Here is a 23,240-nt window from a genome sequence, read left to right on the forward strand (position 1 = left end):
ATCCTACTCCTCCACGATTTATCATTATTATACCATAAAAATAGCTTATTTTAAAGATTCCTAGAGTATTCTAAGCCTCTTTTTTCTTGCGCTTACTGTAGAGCAATCCTGCAGCAGCACCCCCCATTGCCAGACCAGCTAACAGCAATTCTGCAGAAGCCTGCTCACCTGTAGATGGCAAGCTTCGTTCTGGTTGTTGCGGATGTTCTTCAGGAGTTTTTGGCTCAGGTTTTGGTTCAGGTTTTGGTTCAGGTTTTGGTACCTGATTCACTACTGTTGGTGTTTCATACAGCTGACCAAAATCAATTTGATACGCTGTATTCTGATACTCGCCTCCTTTTTGAGCAAACTCTTTCTTGATCTTCATTGGAACTCGTAATGTAATGACCTTTCCAGTCTTAACATAAGACTCAAAGAAAGCTTCTGGATCGTCTGCGCTAAAGACTTGAATTGCTCCCTTCGGAGATTTATTCTTAGCTTTAAATGCTTTTTGAACTTCTTCGGGTGCATCTGCTAGGCTAGAGTAAATCTTAGAAGAAAGGCCCTTGATTTCTTTTCCATTCTCATCTAGCATCTGAATACCAGACTGATCAATGTCCAGTGCTTCTTCTGGGAAGTCATCCACCCCGAAGAAACCTTTTTTAATAAAGGCCTTATCTGGTTCAATTCCCTTATATTTAGAATAGTCCAGCTTCACCTCATAGTAGTTAACGGTGTCTGGAGTCAAGGTCTTGCCATTGATTACCACACCAGCCTTATCCTTATTAACCTTGTCTGGTTTTGGAATAGAAACACGGTTTTTCACTATATCCGAGTAGTATCCATTTCCGAACTGAATCTGATGCACCTGGTTTTTGTACTCACCAGTAAAGCCTGGCTTGTTTTTCATTGGTGTATGGAAGTAAAGATCCATCCCTTTCTGGATATATGCCTTATAGAATTCTTCTGGCTTCTCAGCTACCCACATATAGAAAGCTCCTGTTGGAGAAATCCCAGAATCTTCTACCATTTTCTTTAGAGAACCAGTCAAAGAATCTTTAGAAAGCACATGGTACATCTTGAGTCCATCAGCTTCTTTTCCTTCTGCATCTCGAATCTTAAATTGACTCTCCAATGGAGTTACTGCTTCGTCCGGATAATCTTCAACGAATCCAAAGCCACGTTGAATTGCTTCTTTTGCAGATTGATCGCCTTTGTAAGGGAGGTTAGTCATTTTAGAGACATAGTGATTGGTCGCTTCAGGAGCCATTGCCTTTCCGTCTACCAACTTCCCTTCCGCATTATAATTGTGCTTTTCAGGCTGAATGGCAGTACGATTCGGATCTTTCGGATTGTTCGGATTCTTAGGATCCGGATTCTTTTTCCCTGGTGTTGAGATTTTCACGATATTACTCTTGCGAGTATAGCCGCCCTTATCCTTGCCACCATTTACTAGCAGCTCAAAGCCATTCACGTAGTCCGCCGCATCGTTTTGCGGCCGTCCCCAGTAAATGAAAGGTGCAATTTTATAAGCCTTGCTTAGATCACCATTAACTGCTTTGAATAAAGATTCTGTAGCTTTAATTGTTAATTTATTGTTTTGATCAAAACCAATATTCCAATTTGGATTATCCTTCTTGATCAAATCGACTTCTGGCTTAAAGCCACTTGGTGTCGGATCAACCGCCATCAGACTAGTCGTCTTAGGGCGACCAGCAGGAAGCGCCTCTACGTTGAGTATCCACTTATTCAAGCTATTTTTAGCCACATATTTCCCGTCAACATCCACACCATCTGCATTCTGGACAGACTTCTTAATTGAAGGCTGTGTAGAAAGTTTATAGTCAGTGTAGTGTACCGTTGGTGGTTGCAGTTTCTTGGGAATATTTTCTTCCGGTTTTGGTTTTGGCTTAGGAGGTAATGCGACTGTCTGCAAATTCAATTCAGAAGGTTTTAGCTTCTCAGGAGTAAATGGTTTTAGTGGCTTCACCTTGTTTGGACTTGGCGGAGTAACCGTAGGAACTGATAATTCACTTGTTACTGTAAACCAGATCGATGGTGTCCAACGACCCTCCCCTTTCATATCACCTAGTTTGTCCCAACTAGTAATTCGCAAGATATATTCAGGATTAGCTCCTTTCAAGGCAACTGCACCTGACACATACCAAAAATAAGGGCTATCTTTGCTATCAACAATACCTTTTTTATTTAATCCAAAATGATTACCATTAGAGTTGTCCTTTTCGTTTGCATAAACGTAACCATTGTCATGTTTTACGATAGAAGAACCTGTAATAGGTATAAAACGTGCAGAATCAGTTGGCTTGAGTGTTTCCACATGGTTTTTATTAGAGTTTAAGCTTGAAATAGCAAGCAATCCTTTAGCTTGTTTAGCCACCCCTTTATCGTCTTCAAAAACAATCTGATTCCCATTTGCATCATAAAAACGTGGTTTCACCGAAAGCCTCAAATCATAATCCTGGTTACTGTCCTTATGCATAGTCGCAACTTCGATTCCATAAGTAGGATTTTGAAAGATACCATATACAACATCTGACTTGATATTTTCAGAACCAGAAAGAACTGTCAAATCCAATTCCATCCTAGAAATCGGTTTTCCTTTGAAGGTTGAATTTTCTAAACCAGAATAAGTGACTGTAATGGTTTGGCCTACTTTGGCTGTCACAGCACCAATTTTTGAACCTTTACCAGCAAAGTTGAAAGTTCCTTTCGTTTCATAGAACTCAAATTTAGAGGAGTAGCGATCAGATTTCTGACTTAAATCCTGAGGAACTCCAGGGTGAGAATAATATGTAACATACTCTTGTAACTCATCATTTCGCCCAATAATTCGACTAATATCCTTAAAAGATTCACCCAATCCCTTAGCACTAATATAATTTGCTACTCCTTTGACATCTACTTTAGCATTCGGTTCATTTTTATAAACCAGCGCTTGAGTTGCAACCTCTGATAGCCAACCATCTTTGGTCTTATTTTTTTCAGCTTCAGCTAATTCTTTTTCATAGCGCTTCTGATCATCTGCAATCTTTTTATTTGCAGCCATAATCAATTTGTTTTCAGCATCCACTTTTGCTTTTGCACTCTCATTTCGGTTGGCAAGTTCTTCAATATCCTGCTTCACCTTAGCAGCATGATCTACAACAGCTTGCTTGTTAGATTTTTGAATAGTATTAACGATCTGCGTATACTGATCATAAGAGCTCTTGGAATTTGGGTCTACAGTAATTGTCTTCGTTGTTTCGGTAATTTTAACATCTGGAAATTCCTGCTTCACCGCTTCCTTGCTCTGGTTCAACTCTTCCTGAGTCTTTTTAGCTACAGCAGTCGCTTGCTTATATGCATCTTCGAGTGCTTGATTTCCTGTTTGAATTTTCTTGTTGTTAGAAATGACTGTATCAACTTCTTTTTTGTGCTCATCCTTTTGATTCACATAATCCAAGGTTGCTTGTTCAATCTGTTTCTGTTGTTCATTTTGAGCTGCTACAATTTCAGTCTGTGCTTTATGAGTCGCATCGGAGCTAGTTGTCATCCCCTTATCTACAGTAGGATCCTTAACAACATTAACTCCTTCTGCTTTAGCTTTAGCAACCGCCTCAGCCACCTTTGTATTATCTACTGCAACTGAAACAGAGCCTTGTGCTTGATTTGCTTGACTAATCACCGCCTGATTGTCAGCCGTTGGTGCTGGCTGGGAGTCTTTCAGATTGGAAGCAGTATTAGCAACTTCTGCCGTTGATACAGGTGAAGCAATTTCATCGGCAGAAACACCATTAGACATAGCTAGCGATAAAGCAGCTAGACCAAGAATTACTCCACACGTTCCCCAACGTTTTGTTTTTCGGATTGATCCGAATGCTCGTGTCTCATTATTAGATTTCATTTTTTTCTCCTTAATTTTTAATATAGTATTCAATATTATTCACTTTAGACATAATTTGATGGATCTCTTGCCCTAAAATGTATAATTTTCATTTCTTTCTCCAATCTAAAAGTCACCAAGAAATCTTGATGACTTTAATTAATTTAGTTTTCCTTAGATTCTCGTTTGATTTTCAACAAACTCAAAAGTGAAATAGTTACCATCCCCAAGAGCCAAAGACTAGAAGTTTTTTCCCCTGTTTTAGGTAATTCGTATGTTGCAGCAGGTGCTTGATAGACTGGATTTTTCACTTCTGATGCTTGTTTTTCAACTTGATCTTGCACATACTTCACAATCTTACCATTTTGAAATACCGGAATCGGATGACCTCCAGCTAGTTCAATACTAGCTTTCTGAGCAGCCAATTTTTCTTGACGCTCAATTTCCAGTTGTGCTTCCAGATAATCACGATAAGCCGACAACAACTCTTTATGAGCCTCCAATACCTTTCTCTGGTCTGCTTTCGCAGTTTCTAGTTTTGTTAGTGCTAACTCAAGAACTGATCTCTTTTCTTTCAAAACTTCTTGAGCAGCTTCTAGATTAACTTTAGCCTTTTCTAAGAGCTGAGGGGCATTCTTCAAAACTTCCACTCGCTCTTTTGATGCTTTTAAGGCTTTAGTTGATTCTGAAAGTAAGGTTTGACGATTGAGGACAAGTTCTTTAATTCGAGTAAGTTCACCTTGTTTAGCAATCAATGCCTCTTTCTCAGCAGCCAAAGCTTCATTCAGTGATTCCCATTCAGTTTGTTTTTTAGCTAGTTTATCTTTAGCTAACGCAAGTACTTCACGTTTGTTTTGTACGTCCGCATTCAACTGTTCCAAAGCCTCTTGCGCTTGTTTATTTTCTAAACCAGCTTTTTTAAGGTTTGCTTCTGCCTGCTTCAACTCAGCTTCTGCTTCAGGAGTTTTTAAAGTAATATTCTGAATAGCTTTAAGCTGAGTCACTGCATTTTGCGCAACAACTTCTGCTTGAGTATATTCTGTCTGTGCTTGTGTTTTTCTAGCTTGAGCATCCTTATGATACGTTTTTGCAGTATCATAAGTATCCTGAGCCTGTGCCACAGAATTTCTAGCTACTTGAATTTTTTCCTGAAGACTAGCTAGATTGTTCTTCGTATCAACTTTAACATTTTGATGGAAACCATTTTTCAGCAAATCAATTGTTTTAGAATCCGTTCCAACATAGTGCATCGCAACCATACCACGATCTAGCTTTCGAGTTGCTACACCAATATACTGCATCGTAACCGACTCACGATCCAGCCCTGCAAAGTTTAAAGCATGGCCCCAATCAGCATGTTTATCATAAAACAGCATCATAATCATGTTGTTGTATGCCTGTTGTTTCAGATCAGCTAATGTTACTACATCACCTGCATTTTGAAAGCCTATGTTTTCAGCAAGCAGACCTTGATTACCTTGATTCAAACCAACTTCTTTCGCAACAGTATTCAAAGCATCTAGGTCATGGCCGTACTGATTAGTAGATAATTGAGTTGCTTTCTGTGCCACTTTCTGCATATCACGATTCACTAAAACTGGAATATCATCTGTTCCCATCAATCTACGAAAATCATTGATCAGATGCGCATTGAAAGCAGCAAGTTCATCTTGAACTTCAGCAGATAAATGATTGATATCTGTAATCACACTCTGCTTATCCGCTTCGCTCGGTTTAAAAGGAGAAGTTGGATTACTGTAATAGGTTTTACCTCCATCTGGCGAGTTAAACCCAGCAGCAGTCATTCCTTTCTTGGCAATTTCTTGTAACTTATTTGAATTTTCTTCAGTGGGGTTATTGAAGTAAGCCTTTAAAGCTTCTACATAGCCAGCAGGATAAGTGATAGAGGTCGTTGTCAAACTATCCAGGATACTTTGAGCCTTAGATAGATTCTCTTTAGCTACTCGATACTGATTTTCAACGTTAGTAGCGTGAGTGGTTGCTTGATCTAGTTCCTCCACTTTCACTAATCTAGTTGCTTCTGTAGTCGTTACTTCATCTTCTGCCTGTTTCAGTTTAGAAGCACGTTGATCATCTGCTTTTTTAGCTAGTCTCAAGTCCTCTCGAGCTTGTGATGCAGCTTCTTCGCTCATTTCTAAGTTTCGCTTAGCTGCTTCAGCATTGGCAACAATGCCTGCAACACCAGTTCCGTCTAAAATAGCCTGTTTTTCAGCTACAATTTGTTCTGCATCTGTAACTTCTTTTGTTTTGTCAGCAAGCTTTCTCGTGGCTTCTGTGACTTTTGCTTCCTGATCAGTAACATTCTTTTTAGCTAGCTTTTGTTCCTCTTCAGCAGAGGACAGTTCTTCTTGAGCCTTCTTCTGAGCGGCCTCTTTTGCAGAGACATCTTCTTTTGCATCCTGGATATTTTTAGGGGTAGCTTCCTTGACTACTTTCTTCGCTTGAGTAACAGCTTCTGTTGCTTCTTCAAATACTTTCTCAGCATCGTTCACCTCATTTTGAGCTGAGTTTACAATCTCCTCCTGTTTTTTTACAACTGTGTTTGCCTGCTCCACATTTGCTTGGGAGATAGCAACATCAGTTTCTGTAACTGTTTTTTGAGTCGCTGTCTTCTGTTGGCTCCCTGAAATTGGCTCTGTAGGCTTTACTTCTTCTGCGGAAGCCTGAGTCGTTACTCCAACCGCTGCGGTTGCAATTGCGCTAGCCAACATAAACTTCTTAACTTCATTCATCATTTTCATTTGATTTCTCCTTTTTGATATTACTTAAAATAATGCTTATTTGAATAGTCTTTTAGTTCTCGTGAGATTTTATCATACAATTTATTTGGGATAAAAGTCATATATACTAGAATCCCAGATGCTAAAAGAATAACTGTAAATATTATCTGTATAATACTCATTTCTTCACCTTTTCATAACATCACCTATCTGCTTTCAGCAACAAAGATACATTTCCTTGCTCCCCAAAACAGATAGATGAGGACTCTATCTGTTAAATTTTACCGCTAGGTCGGTGATAACCTTTACCGGTTAGCTGTAAGATTGATTTATTTCCTTGTTTAATTCGTCTGGCAACTAAAATATTTCCACGTTTAATGGTGCGTATATCTCTATAGATTTTAGAGTATTCTGCAATCATTTCAACGGTTTGAAGTTTTCCTGCCACATATCCTTTTTTGGGAATAAGACCATACTTATTAGTTAATTTCATTTCTTCACCACTTGCAAGCCGTGCAGTGGCATCACCTTCCAAACCTAGTCGTCTTAAGTCAGTGAGTGTAACCTCACTAGTTGATTTTATTTGATTCATATTGTCCTCCTTTTTGAATCAAAGGCTGATTTACAGCCATGCCGAGTTGATGCCGTAGCATCTCTACTGTGTTTTTTACGCACGATTTATAGCTTAGGAATCGCAAACTCTTTCGTCTTACGGGACAAGTCAACCGTGACTTTACATAATGCAGTCAGCACTAGATATACTTTCTAGCTACACACCGCCCCTGTTCTTCTTTTTATGCCTAGACTGCGCTAATCGGGACAGTGGGGATATTCAATTTTCAAAGGTCAAAAGTAGTTTTATGACTTGCTCAGGTCAAATATTTTAGAAATATGGGGCTATCTTAATTCCAGTCTTCACCTACTAAAGAATCGTAATCTTCTCCACAACACGGACAGAATCCGCATTCCTCAGCAGAATCGAACTCTGTATCACACATTGGACAATCTACTAGCATGGTAATCTCCTATCCTTATTTTGTCCGATAGGTTATCTTCTTCACCCATCTAGGGTTGATAGAAAACGGTGGAGTCGCTGATGTAAAATTCATACTCGCTCCTGTTCCAAATGAACTTGATACCAATTTTTCTAGTTCCTCTAAGTTGAAAGTGATGGAAATACTTTCTACCGTTTTATCAAAATACTCTACAATCATTTCAATCTCTTGAACTGGTTGGGAAGGTGTAGCTTTCATAGCTTGCACTCCGTTAATTCTCTCTTGGTGATTAAACAATCCCATAAAATCAATCCTCTTTCTGTTGCCATGATAAGAAAATTTGTCTGAGTTTCTCATCTCTTTCTTTTTTCGGTAAATCAAAAACAGCTTTAGGAATCATGTATATTTTCTCCTTCGGGCTACGACCGATCGTTAGCACTTTACCATCAATTGGTCTAAATTCATCTTTTAACATATTTCAACTCCCTTAGACAATTCAGCTAAATATTGATTCAGTTTCGTCTCCGATAGTTTATCTGGATAATAGTATGCAATCAGACCAGGGCACTCATCAGGGAATTTTCTAGCGTGCTCACTTTGTCCTGATACCTCCATAAAGCCCTGTTCTTTTTCGATAAGTAGAGCCATTTTCCAGAAGCGAATCATCATTTTGTAGAAGTAGGCTGGGACATTCTGGATTGATTTTCCTTCAGCCTCTCCTGTTTTGATTTTGAAAATCAATTTATCAAGCTCACGTTCAAGATCCTGTAGCCAAACCTCTCCATAAATTTCCTGATCAGCTAAGAGGTTGTTGTAATTTTTCTCAACTTGACGTTTTGCTTGATAGATTTTATTTTCAAGAATTTTTGCATCTTTTCCAAATAAACTGAGTTTCTGAACTAGTTTAGGAGAAAGAAAACCATGTTGCCCCATTTTAAATGCTTCAGAAATTGATAAACCAGATAAAGATGACTCGCCCTCGTATCGATTAGTATCGTATGAGGACTCTGTCTGACTACTCTCTGTATTTATTCCGTCCGTTTTATGGACGTTTTGAAGTCCATTTTGTGGACGTCCGTTTTGTGGACTTCCGCTATTACCGAGGGGTTTTGGTGTTTTTTCTATATCACACTCTTTTTCGTAGAGAACTTTACCAAAAGCATCTATCCTCTTTAACAACTCACCATCGATTGAATAGTGCTCCACTATTTCTAAATTAGCATCTACTAGCTGAAGATAAAGTCTATTTGGTTTATTAAGCCCCTGTCTAACTTCTCGTAAGAGGCCATGTTCTTGCAGTTCTTTCTTGATCTTAGTAACCTTCATCTTTCCCTTATCAAGTAGTAACATCAGATCAGAAACTGTAAAAATTAGAAAGACCGCTCCATTTTCATCAACGTAATCTCTATTTCCCTTCTGAAAAGAACTGATACTTAATTTACAACGATTATAGAGAGCGCCATATGCTAACTTGGCATCAGATGAAAGACCAGTATAGGAACTAGTCAATTTGATGTAGCCGTTCTCATTATGTTGAATACGAGTGAAAAAGATTTCTGGAATTTGATAAAAAGTTTGTGTTGATAGTTGATCAATCGTGATATCCGCCATTAAAATCCTCCTACAACTTGTAACCTCAAACCACCAGCATCAGGAAAATAGACAAGGTGGGCCTTTTCTAATTCTTCAATAGCCGCCATAGCACGCTTTCTAGTCCATCCCATCGTCTTCATCAAGTCTAAAATCATTACGTCTCTAGTCAAACTTGAGACGTTTGTTTGGTGTTGCTTCATATGTGATCCTTTCTTTAAGTAAGCCACTTTATATTCATACTTGTAGTAATTCTTCTGATAGCAAGCTAGTCTCTTTTGCGTTTTCAAAACCAGCAATATAGGCCTCATAATCAACGTCAACTTTAACATTAATGATTCTATTATTTAAACTTCCCATGCGACGATGTTGTTCTTCCAAAACTTCTGCTGGGATTTTTACCATCAAACCAAATTCTTCTGATGATTGAGCCTGGTCCTGAAAACGTTGATCTATTCCGTTCAAGAAACCTAGTAAGTACGATTTCTTATAGTCTTTCCATCTTGCTCTTGAGACTGTAGGGAAAAGTCGTTTCAGCCGATATTTAAGGTATAAGAGCGCACCTTCGTAAACCTTGCTACAAAATTCAGCATCAGATTGATATCCAAAGAAAATTATCTGTGTGATGCCGTCTTCAGGAAGTCGTCTTCTTATCGTTTTACATCTAAAATTTTCACCTAAAATACCTGCCAACTTTTCTTGCCACCATGGAAGTCTATATTCCCATGTTCCTATTGTTTCACCAATATCTTTTTGAGTTTTACTATTCGTTAAATCATTCATAGAAAGATTATGCTTCACCATAAGTCTTTGAGCCATCAGAAGTGCAGTCTGCCCCTCTTCATCGTTTGGTGCATCGTAAGCTAATTCTAAAAGATTTTGTATCTTCTCAATAATTTTATTATCCATATCAATCCACATGTCTATATTTTCTAGGTAAAGAACTAGCGTAATGTTCTGAATCATTGACCTTTGCATTATAAAAAATCATATTATTCCCAATAATGTCTTGCCATTTAGGAATCTCCTCACGATAAATACGATTAAGTCCATAAAAATTCCTTACAATAAATCTAACGGCTCCAATATGATCTCCTAAACCAACCACACACAACACATCATGTTCCATATCATATACCCAATGACTTTTTGAATTTGTCAGTATTTCCCAAGCAAATTCCCAATCTCTCTCAAGCCAATCATGCCCTGGTCTGTAATAAACTTTTGTCTGACAAGAGTCATCATTAAATCCATAAAAACAGTGACTACACAGCGTTCTATTTTTATCTACCCACCAGCAAGTACCATACTTTTCATTGATGCAAGGTGTAACCCAATTGCAAGAACATCGTCTACAAATTCCAGTTTCCACGCTTTACTCCTTCCTACCTAGACATATCCATTACAATTTCAATATTATCTGACATTTTTTCTCCCAAAACACAAAAAAGAGCTAACGGAATTTTCCGTTAACTCAATATTTTCTATTTACCTCAAAAGAATAGACACTTACTACGCCTTTATTTCAAGTTGAGGCTGAATGTAAACTTGCTTCCTAAGCCATACTGACTTTCTGCTGTGATTTCGCCACCAAGCTGATGGGCTAGTTCTCGAGCAATCGCAAGACCTAAGCCATGCCCACCTGTCTTCATATTGCGTGAAGTTTCTACACGATAAAGTCGTTTAAAGATCTTTTCCAAATCTTCAGGAAGGATCCCCTGCCCCTCGTCTTTCACACTGATTGTCAGCTCTTGTTCTGTTAATTGGGCAAGAACCTCGATTCTGGTTCCTGGTTCTGAATATTTAAAGGCATTGTTTAACAAATTGACTAAAATGCGAGAAAGTTTGTCAGAATGGCTCTTGATTTTCGCCGACTCAGGTGATACTTGAATGTAAACATCTCGCTCCTCTTGTTCAATTTGGAGTTGAAATTCACTCATTGACTCAATCAGCAATTGATCTAAAAAGACCTCTTCGACTTCTTCATCAGCAGTTTCTTGAGGTTGTGTATTAAGAGTCAAAACATCCAATTCCTCCACTAGCTTGTTTAGACGCTCAGTTTGCCGACCAATCGTGGCTAAGTAGTGGAGTCGCTCCTCTTCCTTGATCACTCCATCTAGAATTCCCTCCACAGTAACCTGAATGGAGGTAATGGGAGTTTTAATATCGTGAGAAAGCTGCGCAATCATCATTCTCTTTTCTTGTTCGCTCTCATCAAGTGATTGAAAGGTAGCTTGCAAATTGTGGGACATGTCATTAAAAGCCTGGCCCAGCTCTTGAAATTCTAATGGGCCTTTGGTTTCGATTTCTGTGCTGAAATCCTTGCTGGCTATATCCTGAGCTTGTTTTTTCAAATGTTTCAGAGAAGAGAAAACAGGCGACAAAAGAAAGATGCTCACTGCAGCACCAATAAAACTAGCAATCAAGGTCATTCCAACTAGAAAGTAAACTTCACTTTTCTCGATCAACATCCGTTGAACTGCCCAGAAAACGACCAAAATCGTTAGTAGAGTCGACACTAGATACCCCACTAAAATATAGTTTTTTAATTTCATTTTCTACCTCTTGGTTTTTCCATCTTATAGCCCAAACCCCAGACAGTTTTGATAGCAGGAGCATTTGAATTCGTATACTTGGTCAACTCTTGCCTCAAAGCATGGATATGAACATTGAGTGTATTGGTATCATCCACATAGTCCTCTTGCCATACCTTCTCGTAAAGTTCCGTCTTTGAAAAGACTCTCTCAGGATTGCTGGCTAATACCCATAGAAGTTCAAAGGATTTTACTGTCAATTCCAAAGGTTGATCCCCAATGCGAACCTCATGAGTCACATGGTTGATTACCAAGTTACCAAACTCGATCTGTTCTGTCTCTCTTCCACGGCTAAGGCGACGCAAGATATTATTTACTCTTAAAACCAATTCGCGTGGGCTAAAGGGTTTGACTATAAAATCATCTGCACCCAAACTTAATCCATAAATCTTATCCTGTTCGCTTGTCTTAGCAGTTGTAAAGAGGAAGGGTTGATCCGGAGCGATATACTGAACTTCACTGATAAAATCATAACCGTCCATATTGGGCATCATGATATCTGTGATGATGAGGTCGATAGATTTTTTTCTGAAAAGTTCTAATCCCTCCTTGCCATCATGGGCGACTAAAACATCGTATCCTGCCTGTAAAAGATAGCGATTTTGAATATCTAGAATATCTATCTCATCATCAACCAGCAAAATTGTCTTTTTCATCTGCCACTCCTTTGATAAAAACAGTGTTATACTTGCTTTAGTATAACACTATTTTCTCTAATGTTTAAGTGATTTGAATCTTAATCTTCTCGTTTGGTTGTCAAACCCAAAAGTCCAACAAGACCTGCCAAGGCTAGACCAAAGATACCAAGGCCAGCTGTAGCCGTTTTAGCTTCCCCAGTATTTGGTAGCATCGCTTTATCATCTTTTTTCATCATATTAGCCATTGGGCTAGAAGCTGGTTGATCGACCTTCATATCTGACATATGGTGATTTGTACCCATCATACCCTCAGTCGTACCTGTAGAGCCTGTTTCAGAAGGCTTCGTATTCATCTGATCTGGTTGAGATGGTATTGTCGCCATTTCTTTTCCACGAAGCTGAATCGTTACTTGACGAGTAGCAATCAGATTGGTCAAATCAGGTTTGCCATCTTTAGAACCATAGACCTTGACAGTAGCTTGGTAAGTGTGAGTGCCATTGGCACGAAGTTGGTCTAGAAGGGCTTGTCCTTCTTTGCCAACCGTATTGCCATTCAAATCCACTTCGTAGAAATATTGGCCTTTAGCCAAGCCTTCAAGTGGCAATAGAGCAGGATTTTTAGCTGTTCCGTTGTCTGACCATGGGGCTTTGTCTGATGCTTTTAACAAGAAGCGAGTCAACATACCATCTCCACCAAAAGCTTCGTATGGAATAACTTGGTTGACACCGGCCAAGAAAGGTCCAGGAACCTTAGCCTTATCAAGGTAGCTAGCTGGAACATCAATCATGTCTTTGATATTGTTAACAACAGACTCTTTAACCTGACTTGGTGTGGTTAAACCATTCAAATTAACAGTCAAATCTTTAGTTGCTACCAGATTAGTTAAGTCAGGCTTGCCGTCTTTTGAACCGTACACCTTGATGGTAGCTTTATAGCTTTGCGTGCCGTTTTGTTTTAAGAGGTCAAGCAACTCTTTATCAGATTTTCCTTGGGTGCCTGCTAAATCCACTTCGTAGAAGTAAAGGCCTTTGCCCAATTTCTCTACTGGTGGGAGAGCGGGATTTTTAGCTGTTCCATTGTCTGACCATGGAGCTTTGGCTGAGGCTTTTAACAAGAGGCGAGTCAACATACCATCTCCACCAAAAGCTTCATATGGAATGACTTGATTGACACCAGCTGTAAATGGACCTGGGAAATTAGCTCTATCCAAGTAAGAAGCTGGGACATCTACTGTGTCTTTGGTGTTGTCAGCCACACCTTTTTGCACTTCAGCTGGAGTGGTCAAGCCATTCAAGTTAACATCCAAATCTTTAGTCGCTACCAGATTAGTTAAGTCAGGCTTGCCGTCTTTCGCACCGTACACCTTGATAGTAGCTTTATAGCTTTGAGTTCCATTTTGTTTTAAAAGATCAAGCAACTCTTTATCTGATTTGCCTTGGGTGCCTGCTAAATCCACTTCATAGAAGTAAAGGCCTTTGCCCAATTTCTCTACTGGTGGGAGAGCGGGATTTTTAGCCGTTCCATTGTCTGACCATGGAGCCTTATCGGATGCTTTCAAGATAAGACGAGTCAACATGCCGTCACCAGCGAAGAATTCGTATGGAATAACTTGATTAACACCAGCTGTGAATGGTCCTGGGAAGTTGGCTCTATCCAAATAAGAAGCTGGGACGTCTACTGTGTCTTTGGTGTTGTCAGCCACACCTTTTTGCACTTCAGCTGGAGTTGTTGCTGCTTGCGCTTCACTGGCTTCACGGTCTTGTCCAGAAACTGTAGATGCAGGACTTTCCACAGGTTTAACTGCATCTTCTGTTTGTTTCTTAGAGTCAGGTTGTGCTTGCACTTCTTCTTTTGGCGCTACTACTGGCTCTTTAGCAGTTGCGTCCGCTTTTTCCGAAGAGTTTGTAGTATCCACACTTACTTTAGGTGTTGGAACAGACTGTTCTGAAGGAAGAGCTACATCGACTGCTTTTTTGAGAGTCTCTGCTGGTAAGTCGCTCTTTTCACTCACCGAAGTTGCGTCTGGCACGACTTGGGCAGGAGTCGGATTGACGACATCAGCACGTGCAGAACTTGGTTGCCCAACTAGGACAAAGAAGCCACTGGCCACAACAACTGAGGCAACACCGACACTAAGACGGCGAATAGACCAACGAGTATATCTTTGATTTGGATTGAATTTCATAAGATTCTCCTTAGAGTTTTTCTTTATTTGATGACTCTAGTATAATCTCCTAAAATTAAAAAGGATTAAGAAAAAGTTAAAATTTTTCTTAAATCCCTCTTATAAAATACTTATATTGATTCATTAATCATTGGGGAAGAAAACAGCTCTCCCTCTCCTACTCACTCAACTCTGTTAGAGTATCCAAATGTTGGTTATTAATCACCGCCATGATATAGGCGCCTGACCGTAAAAGGTCATCAGGACCGAATTGAACATCTAGAGGAGCATTTTCATAGTCACGAAATCCAAGTACATTAAGATTGTATCGCCCACGTAAATCTAGCTGGCTAAGGCTTTTCCCTGCCCAAGATTGGGGAATCCTCATCTCGACAATTGAAACATTCTTGTCCAACTGAAAGACATCTACGCTGTTATGAAAGAGAATTCTCTGCGCTAACGAACGTCCCATTTCAAATTCCGGTGAGATGACCGAGTCCGCACCAATTTTCTCCAGTACCTTTTTAGCCATGTGACTTTTTACCTTGGCAATGACGGTCGGCACCCCGAGACTTTTACAGTGCATGACTGCAAGAACACTGGACTCCAGATTTTCCCCCGTTGCAACGACTACGGTATCGCAGGTGTCAATTCCCGCTGATAGAAGGAGTTCTTCATCCGTGATATCCCCAACTACCCCACGCGCCAGCACGGGTTCAAATTGATTAATACGCTCCTCGTGGTCATCAATAGCAATGATATTCATATGATGCTTGGCAAGAGCAGCCAAAACACTACTCCCAAAAATTCCCAAGCCTAAAATTCCAATCGTCCGATCTGACATCGTTCTTCCTTTCTTATCCGATAGTGATATCTGCTTTCATATAGTGAATCAAATCTTTCTTGTCTGGCTGGTATTCTGCTAAACTGACCAGCAGTGTCAAGGGGCCAATACGGCCGATAAACATCAACAACATAACGATACTGAGGGCTAACTTACCTAACTCTGGTGTTAAATTCGCCGTCACTCCAACTGTCGCAAGGGCTGAAATGGTCTCAAACATGAGGTAGATAAAGCGCGGATTTCCTTCTGCTGTTATCCCCAGCAGAATCAAGCCCAGCAAGAATGTTAGCAAGAAGATAATAAAGACACTAAAAGATTTTTGCACGGTTCGAGGTTCAATAGTTCTCCGAGCCACATTGGCATGAGGTAAGCCCAATAGTTCGCTACGAGCGAAGGCCAACAAGACAAAGAAGGTCGTAATCTTGAGTCCCCCTGCCGTCCCTCCAGGTGCCCCACCCAGAAACATCTGCAAGATGTAGATCAGCAGGGTGACCGGTCGAGCCTGGGTGTAATCAATAGAAGCAAAACCTGCCGTTCTCATGCTGACAGTCTGGAAAAAGCTAACCAGCAGTTTCTCTGGGACGCTGAGATTCCCAATCGTCCCTGGGTTGTTCCACTCAATCAAAAGGGTTGATACCGTTCCAAAGAATAAAATTCCCGCTGTTAAAAAGAGAACCAGCTTAGTATGAAAGCGAAGACGGCGTTTTTTCTTTTTCCCAAACTGGGTCGCTAGGTCAAACCAGACCATAAATCCTAGACCACCCGTTATAATCAATCCTGCAATCACTAAATTGATCAAAGGGTCCGTCTGAAAGACTGCCAAACTCGTACTTCCAAAATTATCAAATCCAGCATTGCAGAAGGCTGAAATAGCCAAAAAGACAGAGGTTAACATCCCTCGACCCCAGCCAAATTCAGGAATGAAGCGGAAACTCAGAAGAAAGGCACCGAGCCCTTCTACCAGAAAAGTCGTCAAAAAGATCGATCGGATGAAGTCCTTTAAGGACTGGGTTTCCCCATAACTAAAACTTTCTTGAATAGTCTCACGGCTACGAAGACTGAGCTTTTGTTTCCCTTGGATATAAAAGATTCCGATAAAGGTCATAAGCCCCAAACCACCGATCTGGATCAACAGCATGCAAATCAATTGACCCCATATATTGTAAGTAGAGGCCACCGGCTGGGTGAAGAGCCCTGTCACACAGACCATGGACACAGTCGTAAAGAGATGGTCAAAGTAGGTCGCTTGTGACGTTGTTGCTTGCACAAAGGGAAGACTTAAAAGGAGCGAACCCAAGAAGATAACTAGGGCAAAACTTAAAAAGATACGACGGGCTGGTGATAATCGAACCAGAGTCGTCTTGATTTTTTCCAAAAAAGATTTGAATAACATAGCTACATTGTACCACAAAAACAGTAAGAGCACTCACATGTGGTGCACAATAGCAAGACAGAGTTCGAGCGCCTTATCAAAAGCTTCTGAACCCCAGTCACGACTGTCGTAGTTGTCCAGATCCACCAGGGAATCTGCAGTAAAGAGCAATTCTCCCCAGACAACGCCACGTAGCTGAGCTACTGCCGCAAGAGCAGAGCACTCCATCTCCACAACAGCACAGCCTTCTTCCTTGCGATAGGCAATCTTTTCAACCGTCTCTCGGTAAAAACCATCTGTCGTCCAGGTCATGACTTCCTCATAGGGAATGCCTCTTTGCTCCAAGACTTGCTCAATGGCAGAGATAGCCTCAAGCTGTAGCTCCATATAACGAGAAGGCGCTAGATAATGGTAGCTGGTCCCCTCATCTCGCAGAGCGCGAACAGGGACGAGAAAGGCATTCTCCTCTATATCGGCTAGTACGCCACAGGTTCCAGTGGAGATGATTTGCTCCACACCATAGCCAATCAACCAATCCATAAACTGGGCTGCTGGGGCAGAACCAACAGGCGCCTGGGCCAGACAAATCTCCTCGCCCTTGTAGTTGAGGACGTAGACTGGATAAGTCTTGGTGGCCGAAACGAACTCACCAACACAATCCGCCCCTACTGCCTGGGCATAGCGGTCAATCTCCTCCTCCAAAAACGCATAGATGCACTTCTTTGGCAGCTTTAAATCTAGCCCCTCATGTGTCGGCATAAGGACCGCCTGGGGGTTGTCATCAAACTCTAAAATGGGAATCGCATGTTTCTGAATCATAGCCCACCTCCTCTAATTTTGTACTATTGTATCAAAAGCTGGCGGAGTGTCAAGGAGGAAGCTAATGCACTGAGAGTAAAAACAATACAATCGCAACTTTTTGACAGATACTCTTCTTAATGGTACCATGGACTTGCTTAAAAGTTCGATGAAATAAGCATATAAGAGAACACCACCTGTTGTGTACCGCACCCTAAAAGTTGGATTTTTTCTGTCTAACTTTTGGGGTGCAGTACATTGATGTGGGAGGTCTATTTTAGTTATAAGCTCTGCTACATTTTCACCAAGCTCTAATCCAAGCTGAATATACTCCTGTGGGGGATTATATCTGCGAGGTCATCCAGGAGCAACACCGCGATATGCTCATCCGGATGCAAGTTCAGATATAGGGATAAAAACGTCTAGACGTAATCAATCTAATTAATTTTCAAATAATAGTTCAGCAACCAACCTCAGAAATTTTCAGAAAAATTCTTTATCCTAATATATTCTAGAAAGCAACTATCATAAGGATTAACTAGATTAAGAAGCATCCTTCTAATAAGTTCAACGAGATAGCCGCTATCTTCACCTTAAGTATATTTTGAGATTCTCAAAAATGATAGAAACAATTTCCTAAAAGTAGAAAATAGAATAGTAAAAGACAATAAAAAGTAGCTATCAAGTGCAATTGATAACTACTTTTTATTTTTTAGGCAGATTTATTTCGTTACTCAATCAAATAATTCTTAAATATCTCCACCAATTCCCTTGAATTTTTCAACAAAACGACTGATCTTTTGAAAAACGGTTTGTTTTTTTGTACGATATTGTGGATTTAGTGGGCTCATTTTCGGCAGAGCTTCATTCAAATCATTCCCATTTTCACTAGCATACTCACGCTTCAACGAAGCTTGTATGTAGCGCTTAGCACTTTGTTCATTTAATCCCTCAATCTGTATCAACTCATCCGCTTCCCTTTTCTGCTCACCTTGCGCAAAAATAAAGAACTGTTCAATGATATCTGATTTATCAGCAAAACTATCTAAATCAAAGTCATGGATGAAAGCGACTATCAAATCTTCCTTAGCTCGATTGCCAAGACTTGCTCGAATCGTCCGAGTAATTTCCGAAACAAGTTCATCCTTATCTGAGACCTTTTTATTAGTCTCAAAAATTAGCTCTAAGATATAGTCTAGATTGATTTCCTGGGATTTTAGTAATTCAACTTCAAAAACAATCGAATCCCAATCAACTTTAGATTCGTTATCTTCCCGATTACGGCGTTCATTCTCATACCATGACTTAATGTCATTATAGGTTGAACGGTAGTCTTGAATTTCCCTCGTACTTGGGATGTCTAACCTAGATAACTCCTCCAGAGTTTCATCGTCCACATGGAAACGTTCCTTGAAGGCTTCTACAGCCTTATCATCTAAGATATCAAGTTCTTGTAAAGCTCGTAGACTCATGAAATCATCGTAGTTTTGTAAGATATTATCTAAACGAAGAAATTGACCAAACAACGAGACAAATTCTTTCTTATCACTCTCTTTAATGATAGCTTGCGGGTCCGGAAATTTTTCTTGTAACTCTTGAACAACGTCCATATAACCCTTTTGCTCTTCACCGGCCTCCGTAAAGCCTGTCATATACTCTTGATAAGAACGTTCGAGCAAGACTTCTGCTGTCTCAGTCTTTCCAAATAGCTTAATAGCATCAGTTGTAGCCTTCTCTAAATCCCGGAAGGTTACAATATTCCCAAATGACTTGGTAGCATCATAAATTCGATTGGTGCGTGAAAAAGCTTGGATTAAACCATGATATCTCAGATTCTTATCCACAAAAAGAGTGTTTAAAGTTGGTGCATCAAAGCCAGTCAGGAACATCCCAACTACAATTAAGAGATCCACTTCCCGATTTTTGACACGTTTAGCCAAATCACGATAGTAATTCTGAAAATCATTGCCATTAATAGTAAAATTAGTGCCAAACAACTGATTATAATCATCTATACAACTACTCAAAAATTCTTTACTACTAATATCCGCTAAATCTGCCGGTGAAAAGCTCTCATCATCAATTTCACCAATAGCCACCTGAGACTCATTCGCAGCATAGGAAAAGATAGTCGCAATCTTCAATGGTTTTTCAGAATCTTTTTGCTGATTTTGCAACTCTTGATAGTAGGCTTTTGCTGCATCAACACTTGAAACAGCAAACATAGCATTGAAACCTTTACCAGTTAATCGATGCGTTTTTTGATCAAAATGATCTAAGACATACCTGGATATTTCAGCGATTCGAGTCGGATGAAGCAGTGCTTTTTTATTTTCAGCTGCAGATAACTTGGTCAAATCCTGCTCGCTTTCAATTGACTTAAACTTCGGACGAACGTCGTTATAATCCACCATAAACTTCAAGACTTTTTGATCTCGAATCGCATCAGTTAGCACATAAGCATGTAACTCACGACCGAAAACAGATGCCGTTGTCTCGGAACCAAGCGCATTCTCTACCTTAATCGGTGTACCCGTAAAACCAAACTGGCAATATTTCTTAAATTTCTGTCTGAGTCGCTTTTGCGCTTCACCAAACTGAGAACGATGACATTCATCAAAAATGAAAACCACTTGCTTTTGATAAATTTCATGATGGCTCTCACTGCTCATAAAATTGTTAAGCTTCTGAATGGTCGTCACGACAATTTTATTATCATCCTTCTCGATATTGCGTTTGAGACCTGCAGTGCTATTTGAACCGTTGACTGAGTCAGGTGAAAATCGCTGGTACTCCTTCATCGTCTGATAATCCAAGTCCTTGCGGTCCACCACAAAAAAAACCTTATCCACTTCTTCCATCTCAGTAGCAAGTCTAGCAGCTTTAAAACTTGTCAAGGTCTTCCCTGAACCGGTAGTATGCCAAATATAACCACCTGTATCAGGACCGCTTTTGATTTTTGAAGCAATAGCTGAACGTATCTTCCAGATTATTCTCTCAGTTGCCGCAATCTGATAAGGACGCATGATGAGAAGAGTGTCATTAGTATCAAAGACAGAATAATTTATCAAGACATTTAACAAGGTCTGTTGACTTAAGAAAGTTGCTGTAAAGTCCTTCAAGTCCTTAATAGGATTATTATTTTTCAAAGCCCAGTTCATGGTGAACTCATAAGAATTCTTATCTCGCTTGGTCGTATTAGCAAAATACCGAGTATCCGTTCCGTTTGAGATGATAAAAATCTGAAGGTACTTAAAGAGAGAATTCTCCTCATTGAAACTTTCTTTACTATATCTGTGCACCTGATTAAAGGCCTCTCGAATCGCAACTCCTCGTTTTTTGAGCTCAATTTGTACCAGAGGCAATCCATTTACCAGCAAGGTCACATCATAACGATTGCTACTGGTACCGACTTGCTTCATTTGATTAATGACTTGCAGTTTATTTCGACTAATATTTTTCTTATCCCATAGATAGATATTCTGGATATGCCCATCATCAAAGATAAAATCATAAATATAGTTATCATGAAGTTTTCTGGTACTATCAATCAAACTGTCACTGGGTTTATTGAGGTACTCATCCAAGAAGCGCAGCCACTCAGCATCTGTAAAAACCACATTATTCAGAACTTCCATCTGGGTCTTGAGATTAGCCAAAAGCGCCTCTGGGGTCGTCAAATAAGTAAGATACTCGTATCCTTGCTGGCGCAAGTCAGCAATCAGCTCCTTCTCCAAGTCCGCCTCAGTCTGATACTGACTAGGCTGTTCTAGCTTGGTATACTTTTCTAAAATGATAAAATTATCTGACTCAACAATGGCTGTAGTGAATGTACTTTCAGACATAATTACTCCTTATAATTGCAAGTGCTCTCTAAATGCTGTAACAGGTTTTTTAAAAGCGCAGTTTCTGGGAGGGTTACTAGTTCATCTTCCTCGGTTGATACTTTAGAATGACTAGAAATATTTAATATCCTTGACTCATAGTTGCTAAAACTTCCTTCATTATCAAGTGGCAATAAATCCTGCCATTTTTGATAACCCAGGAAAGTTGCTGTTTTCTCGTAAAGATTTCTTAAAAAATTAAAATGATATTTATAAACCAAATTGTCTTCTATAGCTTTATGTAATGATTTTCTTAAAAAATTATGATAAGCAAAAGGAGAGTCATCCGGTTGAGGTATCAGCTTATATGATCCATCTTCTAATTTTTCAAATCTAAATCTACTACTATCAGGAACTTTTCGGGTGTCAATATAGGTTCCATACTCTCCAGTTTCTTCATCAATAGCTCTCTTACTATATCTCTCATTCCGTTTAATATTTTTTAACTCATTATATAAGACGTTATAGAATAAAGGATTGTGAGTTGTTATTATAAATTTAAGATCAGACTTACTCGTTCTAATTAATTTACCTAAATTTGATGCAACCTCTATCAAGTGGTTTTCATCTAATGATGAAACTGGGTCATCAATAAATACATACTCTAAATCATCAAACTCTCTAGTACTACGTTCATCAGGTTCTAGGATATCAAGCTCACTAATAACTAGCTCTAGCAACGTATAAAAAATAGACCAAATAAAATTGCTCTCTTCACCTTTGGATAACTTAATTTGTTCGTTTAGTCTATCCTCACCATCACCACTTTGAATAGTGAAAAGAATATGACCATCTGACAAAAGAAATGAAGGTGTCATTTTATCGTTTGTATAATGCTGAAAATGCGAAATAATATTCTGATCCTGTCCCTGCTCTTGAATAATCCAAGATATAAAAGAATTTGGCTGAATCTTCAGTTTAAAATCTTGATCGCTGTCAAGATCATTATCCCAATAGAATAAGTCCTCAGTAAAAGCATTATAATAAAGAATCTTATCTCTCGTAAGACCGCCTTCTTTAGTTTGAAACAACTTAGCAAATTCTTTAGAGAGCCTGGTCTTACCCGTCCCATTAAATGCGTAGATCAGCTGAACTTTCTGATTTGAAGCTTTTAACTCTTGTGCAATATCACTTAGCGCTTTTGCCATATGCCTTTCCTATTCTTTTCTATAAATCAAAATTAAACAATTGTTCTCTCCAGTATTCATACTGTTTCTGTCTTAGTTCAATTTCTTTTGGAAGACCCTCAGAAAGAGAGTTGGTTAAGGTGTTGAAATTGTCAAGAATGGAGACGATTCTTTCTTGTTCAGTAAGGGATGGTAAATAAAAAGCAACTTTATCAATAGCATCCTTAGATAATCTAGGAATACTAGCCTTTCGAACTTGTGATTTGAGCCTATCTTGCTTACTTAACAAGACATAATACATAAATTTATCAGAAATATCTTCTGATGTCTCTAATGTATAAACATCATCTGCTGCCCAAAAGTCCGTATCACTATACCCAATTTCACCAGCTGCCCCTGCACAAATCACAAAGCTAGTTTCTTTTACTCTGTTTGGATATGTAAAATATCCCAAGGGTGTCAAACTGTTTTGATAAACTGGAAAACTTCCTGAATTAGTTAGCTGCTTTCTAACAAGGCGTTTTCCACGTTGTAAATTCACAACTTGTCCCAACTTTACTCGAATTGGCCCAAATACCCACTGTAAAAGCTTGATAATAGCGAAGTTGTCCCACTCCTCTACTCTACTCT

General features: G+C 39.5%; 18 protein-coding genes and 1 pseudogene. 1 reads left to right on the plus strand and 18 read right to left on the minus strand.

Going from position 1 to position 23,240, the window contains the following annotated elements; genetic code table 11:
- Positions 1-70: 70 nt before the first annotated feature.
- The 15 genes from ATE34_RS05860 to ATE34_RS05925 all read right to left on the minus strand — a co-directional run bounded on the left by ATE34_RS05860 (position 71) and on the right by ATE34_RS05925 (position 17,620).
- Positions 71-3,883, minus strand: a complete 3,813-nt coding sequence (locus tag ATE34_RS05860; protein WP_084911303.1) for an SspB-related isopeptide-forming adhesin — start codon at positions 3,881-3,883, stop codon at positions 71-73.
- A gap of 143 nt (positions 3,884-4,026) precedes the next feature.
- A complete protein-coding gene (locus ATE34_RS05865; protein WP_084911304.1) occupies positions 4,027-6,624 on the minus strand; it encodes an SEC10/PgrA surface exclusion domain-containing protein in 2,598 nt (865 codons plus the stop codon).
- A gap of 253 nt (positions 6,625-6,877) precedes the next feature.
- Positions 6,878-7,195: a hypothetical protein gene (locus tag ATE34_RS05870; RefSeq protein ID WP_084911305.1), complete on the minus strand. Its 318-nt coding sequence runs from the start codon at positions 7,193-7,195 to the stop codon at positions 6,878-6,880.
- 439 nt (positions 7,196-7,634) lie between these two features.
- Positions 7,635-7,901 (minus strand): thiopurine S-methyltransferase, encoded by a 267-nt coding sequence (locus ATE34_RS05875; protein ID WP_084911306.1) that lies wholly within the window; start codon positions 7,899-7,901, stop codon positions 7,635-7,637.
- 4 nt (positions 7,902-7,905) lie between these two features.
- Positions 7,906-8,073, minus strand: coding sequence for a hypothetical protein (locus ATE34_RS11080; RefSeq protein ID WP_180382677.1), 168 nt, complete (start codon positions 8,071-8,073; stop codon positions 7,906-7,908).
- Positions 8,067-9,209 (minus strand): replication initiator protein A, encoded by a 1,143-nt coding sequence (locus tag ATE34_RS05880; protein ID WP_084911307.1) that lies wholly within the window; start codon positions 9,207-9,209, stop codon positions 8,067-8,069. The genes ATE34_RS11080 and ATE34_RS05880 overlap by 7 nt, the downstream gene beginning before the upstream one ends.
- The gene (locus ATE34_RS05885; protein ID WP_084872831.1) at positions 9,209-9,391 is read right to left on the minus strand and encodes a hypothetical protein; all 183 of its coding nucleotides are present in this window, start codon (positions 9,389-9,391) and stop codon (positions 9,209-9,211) included. Before ATE34_RS05885 ends, ATE34_RS05880 begins: the two co-directional genes overlap by 1 nt.
- 34 nt (positions 9,392-9,425) lie before the next feature.
- Positions 9,426-10,097, minus strand: a complete 672-nt coding sequence (locus ATE34_RS05890; protein ID WP_084911314.1) for a DUF2786 domain-containing protein — start codon at positions 10,095-10,097, stop codon at positions 9,426-9,428.
- Between the two features lies 1 nt (position 10,098).
- Entirely contained in the window at positions 10,099-10,560 is a 462-nt protein-coding gene (locus ATE34_RS05895) for a hypothetical protein (protein ID WP_084911308.1), read from the minus strand.
- A 148-nt stretch (positions 10,561-10,708) separates the two neighbouring features.
- Complete coding sequence (locus ATE34_RS05900) at positions 10,709-11,743, minus strand: sensor histidine kinase (protein WP_061599141.1); 1,035 nt, start codon at positions 11,741-11,743, stop codon at positions 10,709-10,711.
- On the minus strand, positions 11,740-12,438 hold the full coding sequence (locus ATE34_RS05905) for a response regulator transcription factor (protein ID WP_084911309.1): 699 nt from the start codon (positions 12,436-12,438) through the stop codon (positions 11,740-11,742). The genes ATE34_RS05900 and ATE34_RS05905 overlap by 4 nt, the downstream gene beginning before the upstream one ends.
- Before the next feature lie 80 nt (positions 12,439-12,518).
- The gene (locus ATE34_RS05910; RefSeq protein WP_084911310.1) at positions 12,519-14,606 is read right to left on the minus strand and encodes an SSURE domain-containing protein; all 2,088 of its coding nucleotides are present in this window, start codon (positions 14,604-14,606) and stop codon (positions 12,519-12,521) included.
- Between the two features lie 157 nt (positions 14,607-14,763).
- Positions 14,764-15,429 (minus strand): potassium channel family protein, encoded by a 666-nt coding sequence (locus ATE34_RS05915; protein WP_001283889.1) that lies wholly within the window; start codon positions 15,427-15,429, stop codon positions 14,764-14,766.
- 13 nt (positions 15,430-15,442) lie between these two features.
- Entirely contained in the window at positions 15,443-16,822 is a 1,380-nt protein-coding gene (locus ATE34_RS05920; RefSeq protein ID WP_084851773.1) for a TrkH family potassium uptake protein, read from the minus strand.
- Between the two features lie 33 nt (positions 16,823-16,855).
- The gene (locus ATE34_RS05925) at positions 16,856-17,620 is read right to left on the minus strand and encodes a nucleoside phosphorylase (protein WP_084911311.1); all 765 of its coding nucleotides are present in this window, start codon (positions 17,618-17,620) and stop codon (positions 16,856-16,858) included.
- Between the two features lie 266 nt (positions 17,621-17,886).
- On the opposite strand from ATE34_RS05925, the pseudogene ATE34_RS10975 reads away from it, so the two are divergent.
- Positions 17,887-18,009, plus strand: a pseudogene (locus ATE34_RS10975) (MerR family transcriptional regulator); the annotation flags it as partial.
- Positions 18,010-18,348: 339 nt separating this feature from the next.
- Here ATE34_RS10975 and ATE34_RS05930 read toward each other — a convergent pair.
- From ATE34_RS05930 to ATE34_RS05940, 3 genes are all read right to left on the minus strand, one after another.
- Positions 18,349-21,444 (minus strand): type I restriction endonuclease subunit R, encoded by a 3,096-nt coding sequence (locus tag ATE34_RS05930; protein WP_084911312.1) that lies wholly within the window; start codon positions 21,442-21,444, stop codon positions 18,349-18,351.
- Between the two features lie 2 nt (positions 21,445-21,446).
- A complete protein-coding gene (locus ATE34_RS05935; protein WP_084911313.1) occupies positions 21,447-22,631 on the minus strand; it encodes an AAA family ATPase in 1,185 nt (394 codons plus the stop codon).
- A 19-nt stretch (positions 22,632-22,650) separates the two neighbouring features.
- Positions 22,651-23,240, minus strand: a 590-nt coding sequence (locus ATE34_RS05940) for a restriction endonuclease subunit S (protein ID WP_241500535.1), incomplete at its 5' end; no start/stop codon positions are given.

Origin of the sequence: Streptococcus oralis subsp. tigurinus (genome assembly GCF_002093545.1) — a bacterium.
Lineage (GTDB): Bacteria > Bacillota > Bacilli > Lactobacillales > Streptococcaceae > Streptococcus > Streptococcus oralis_C.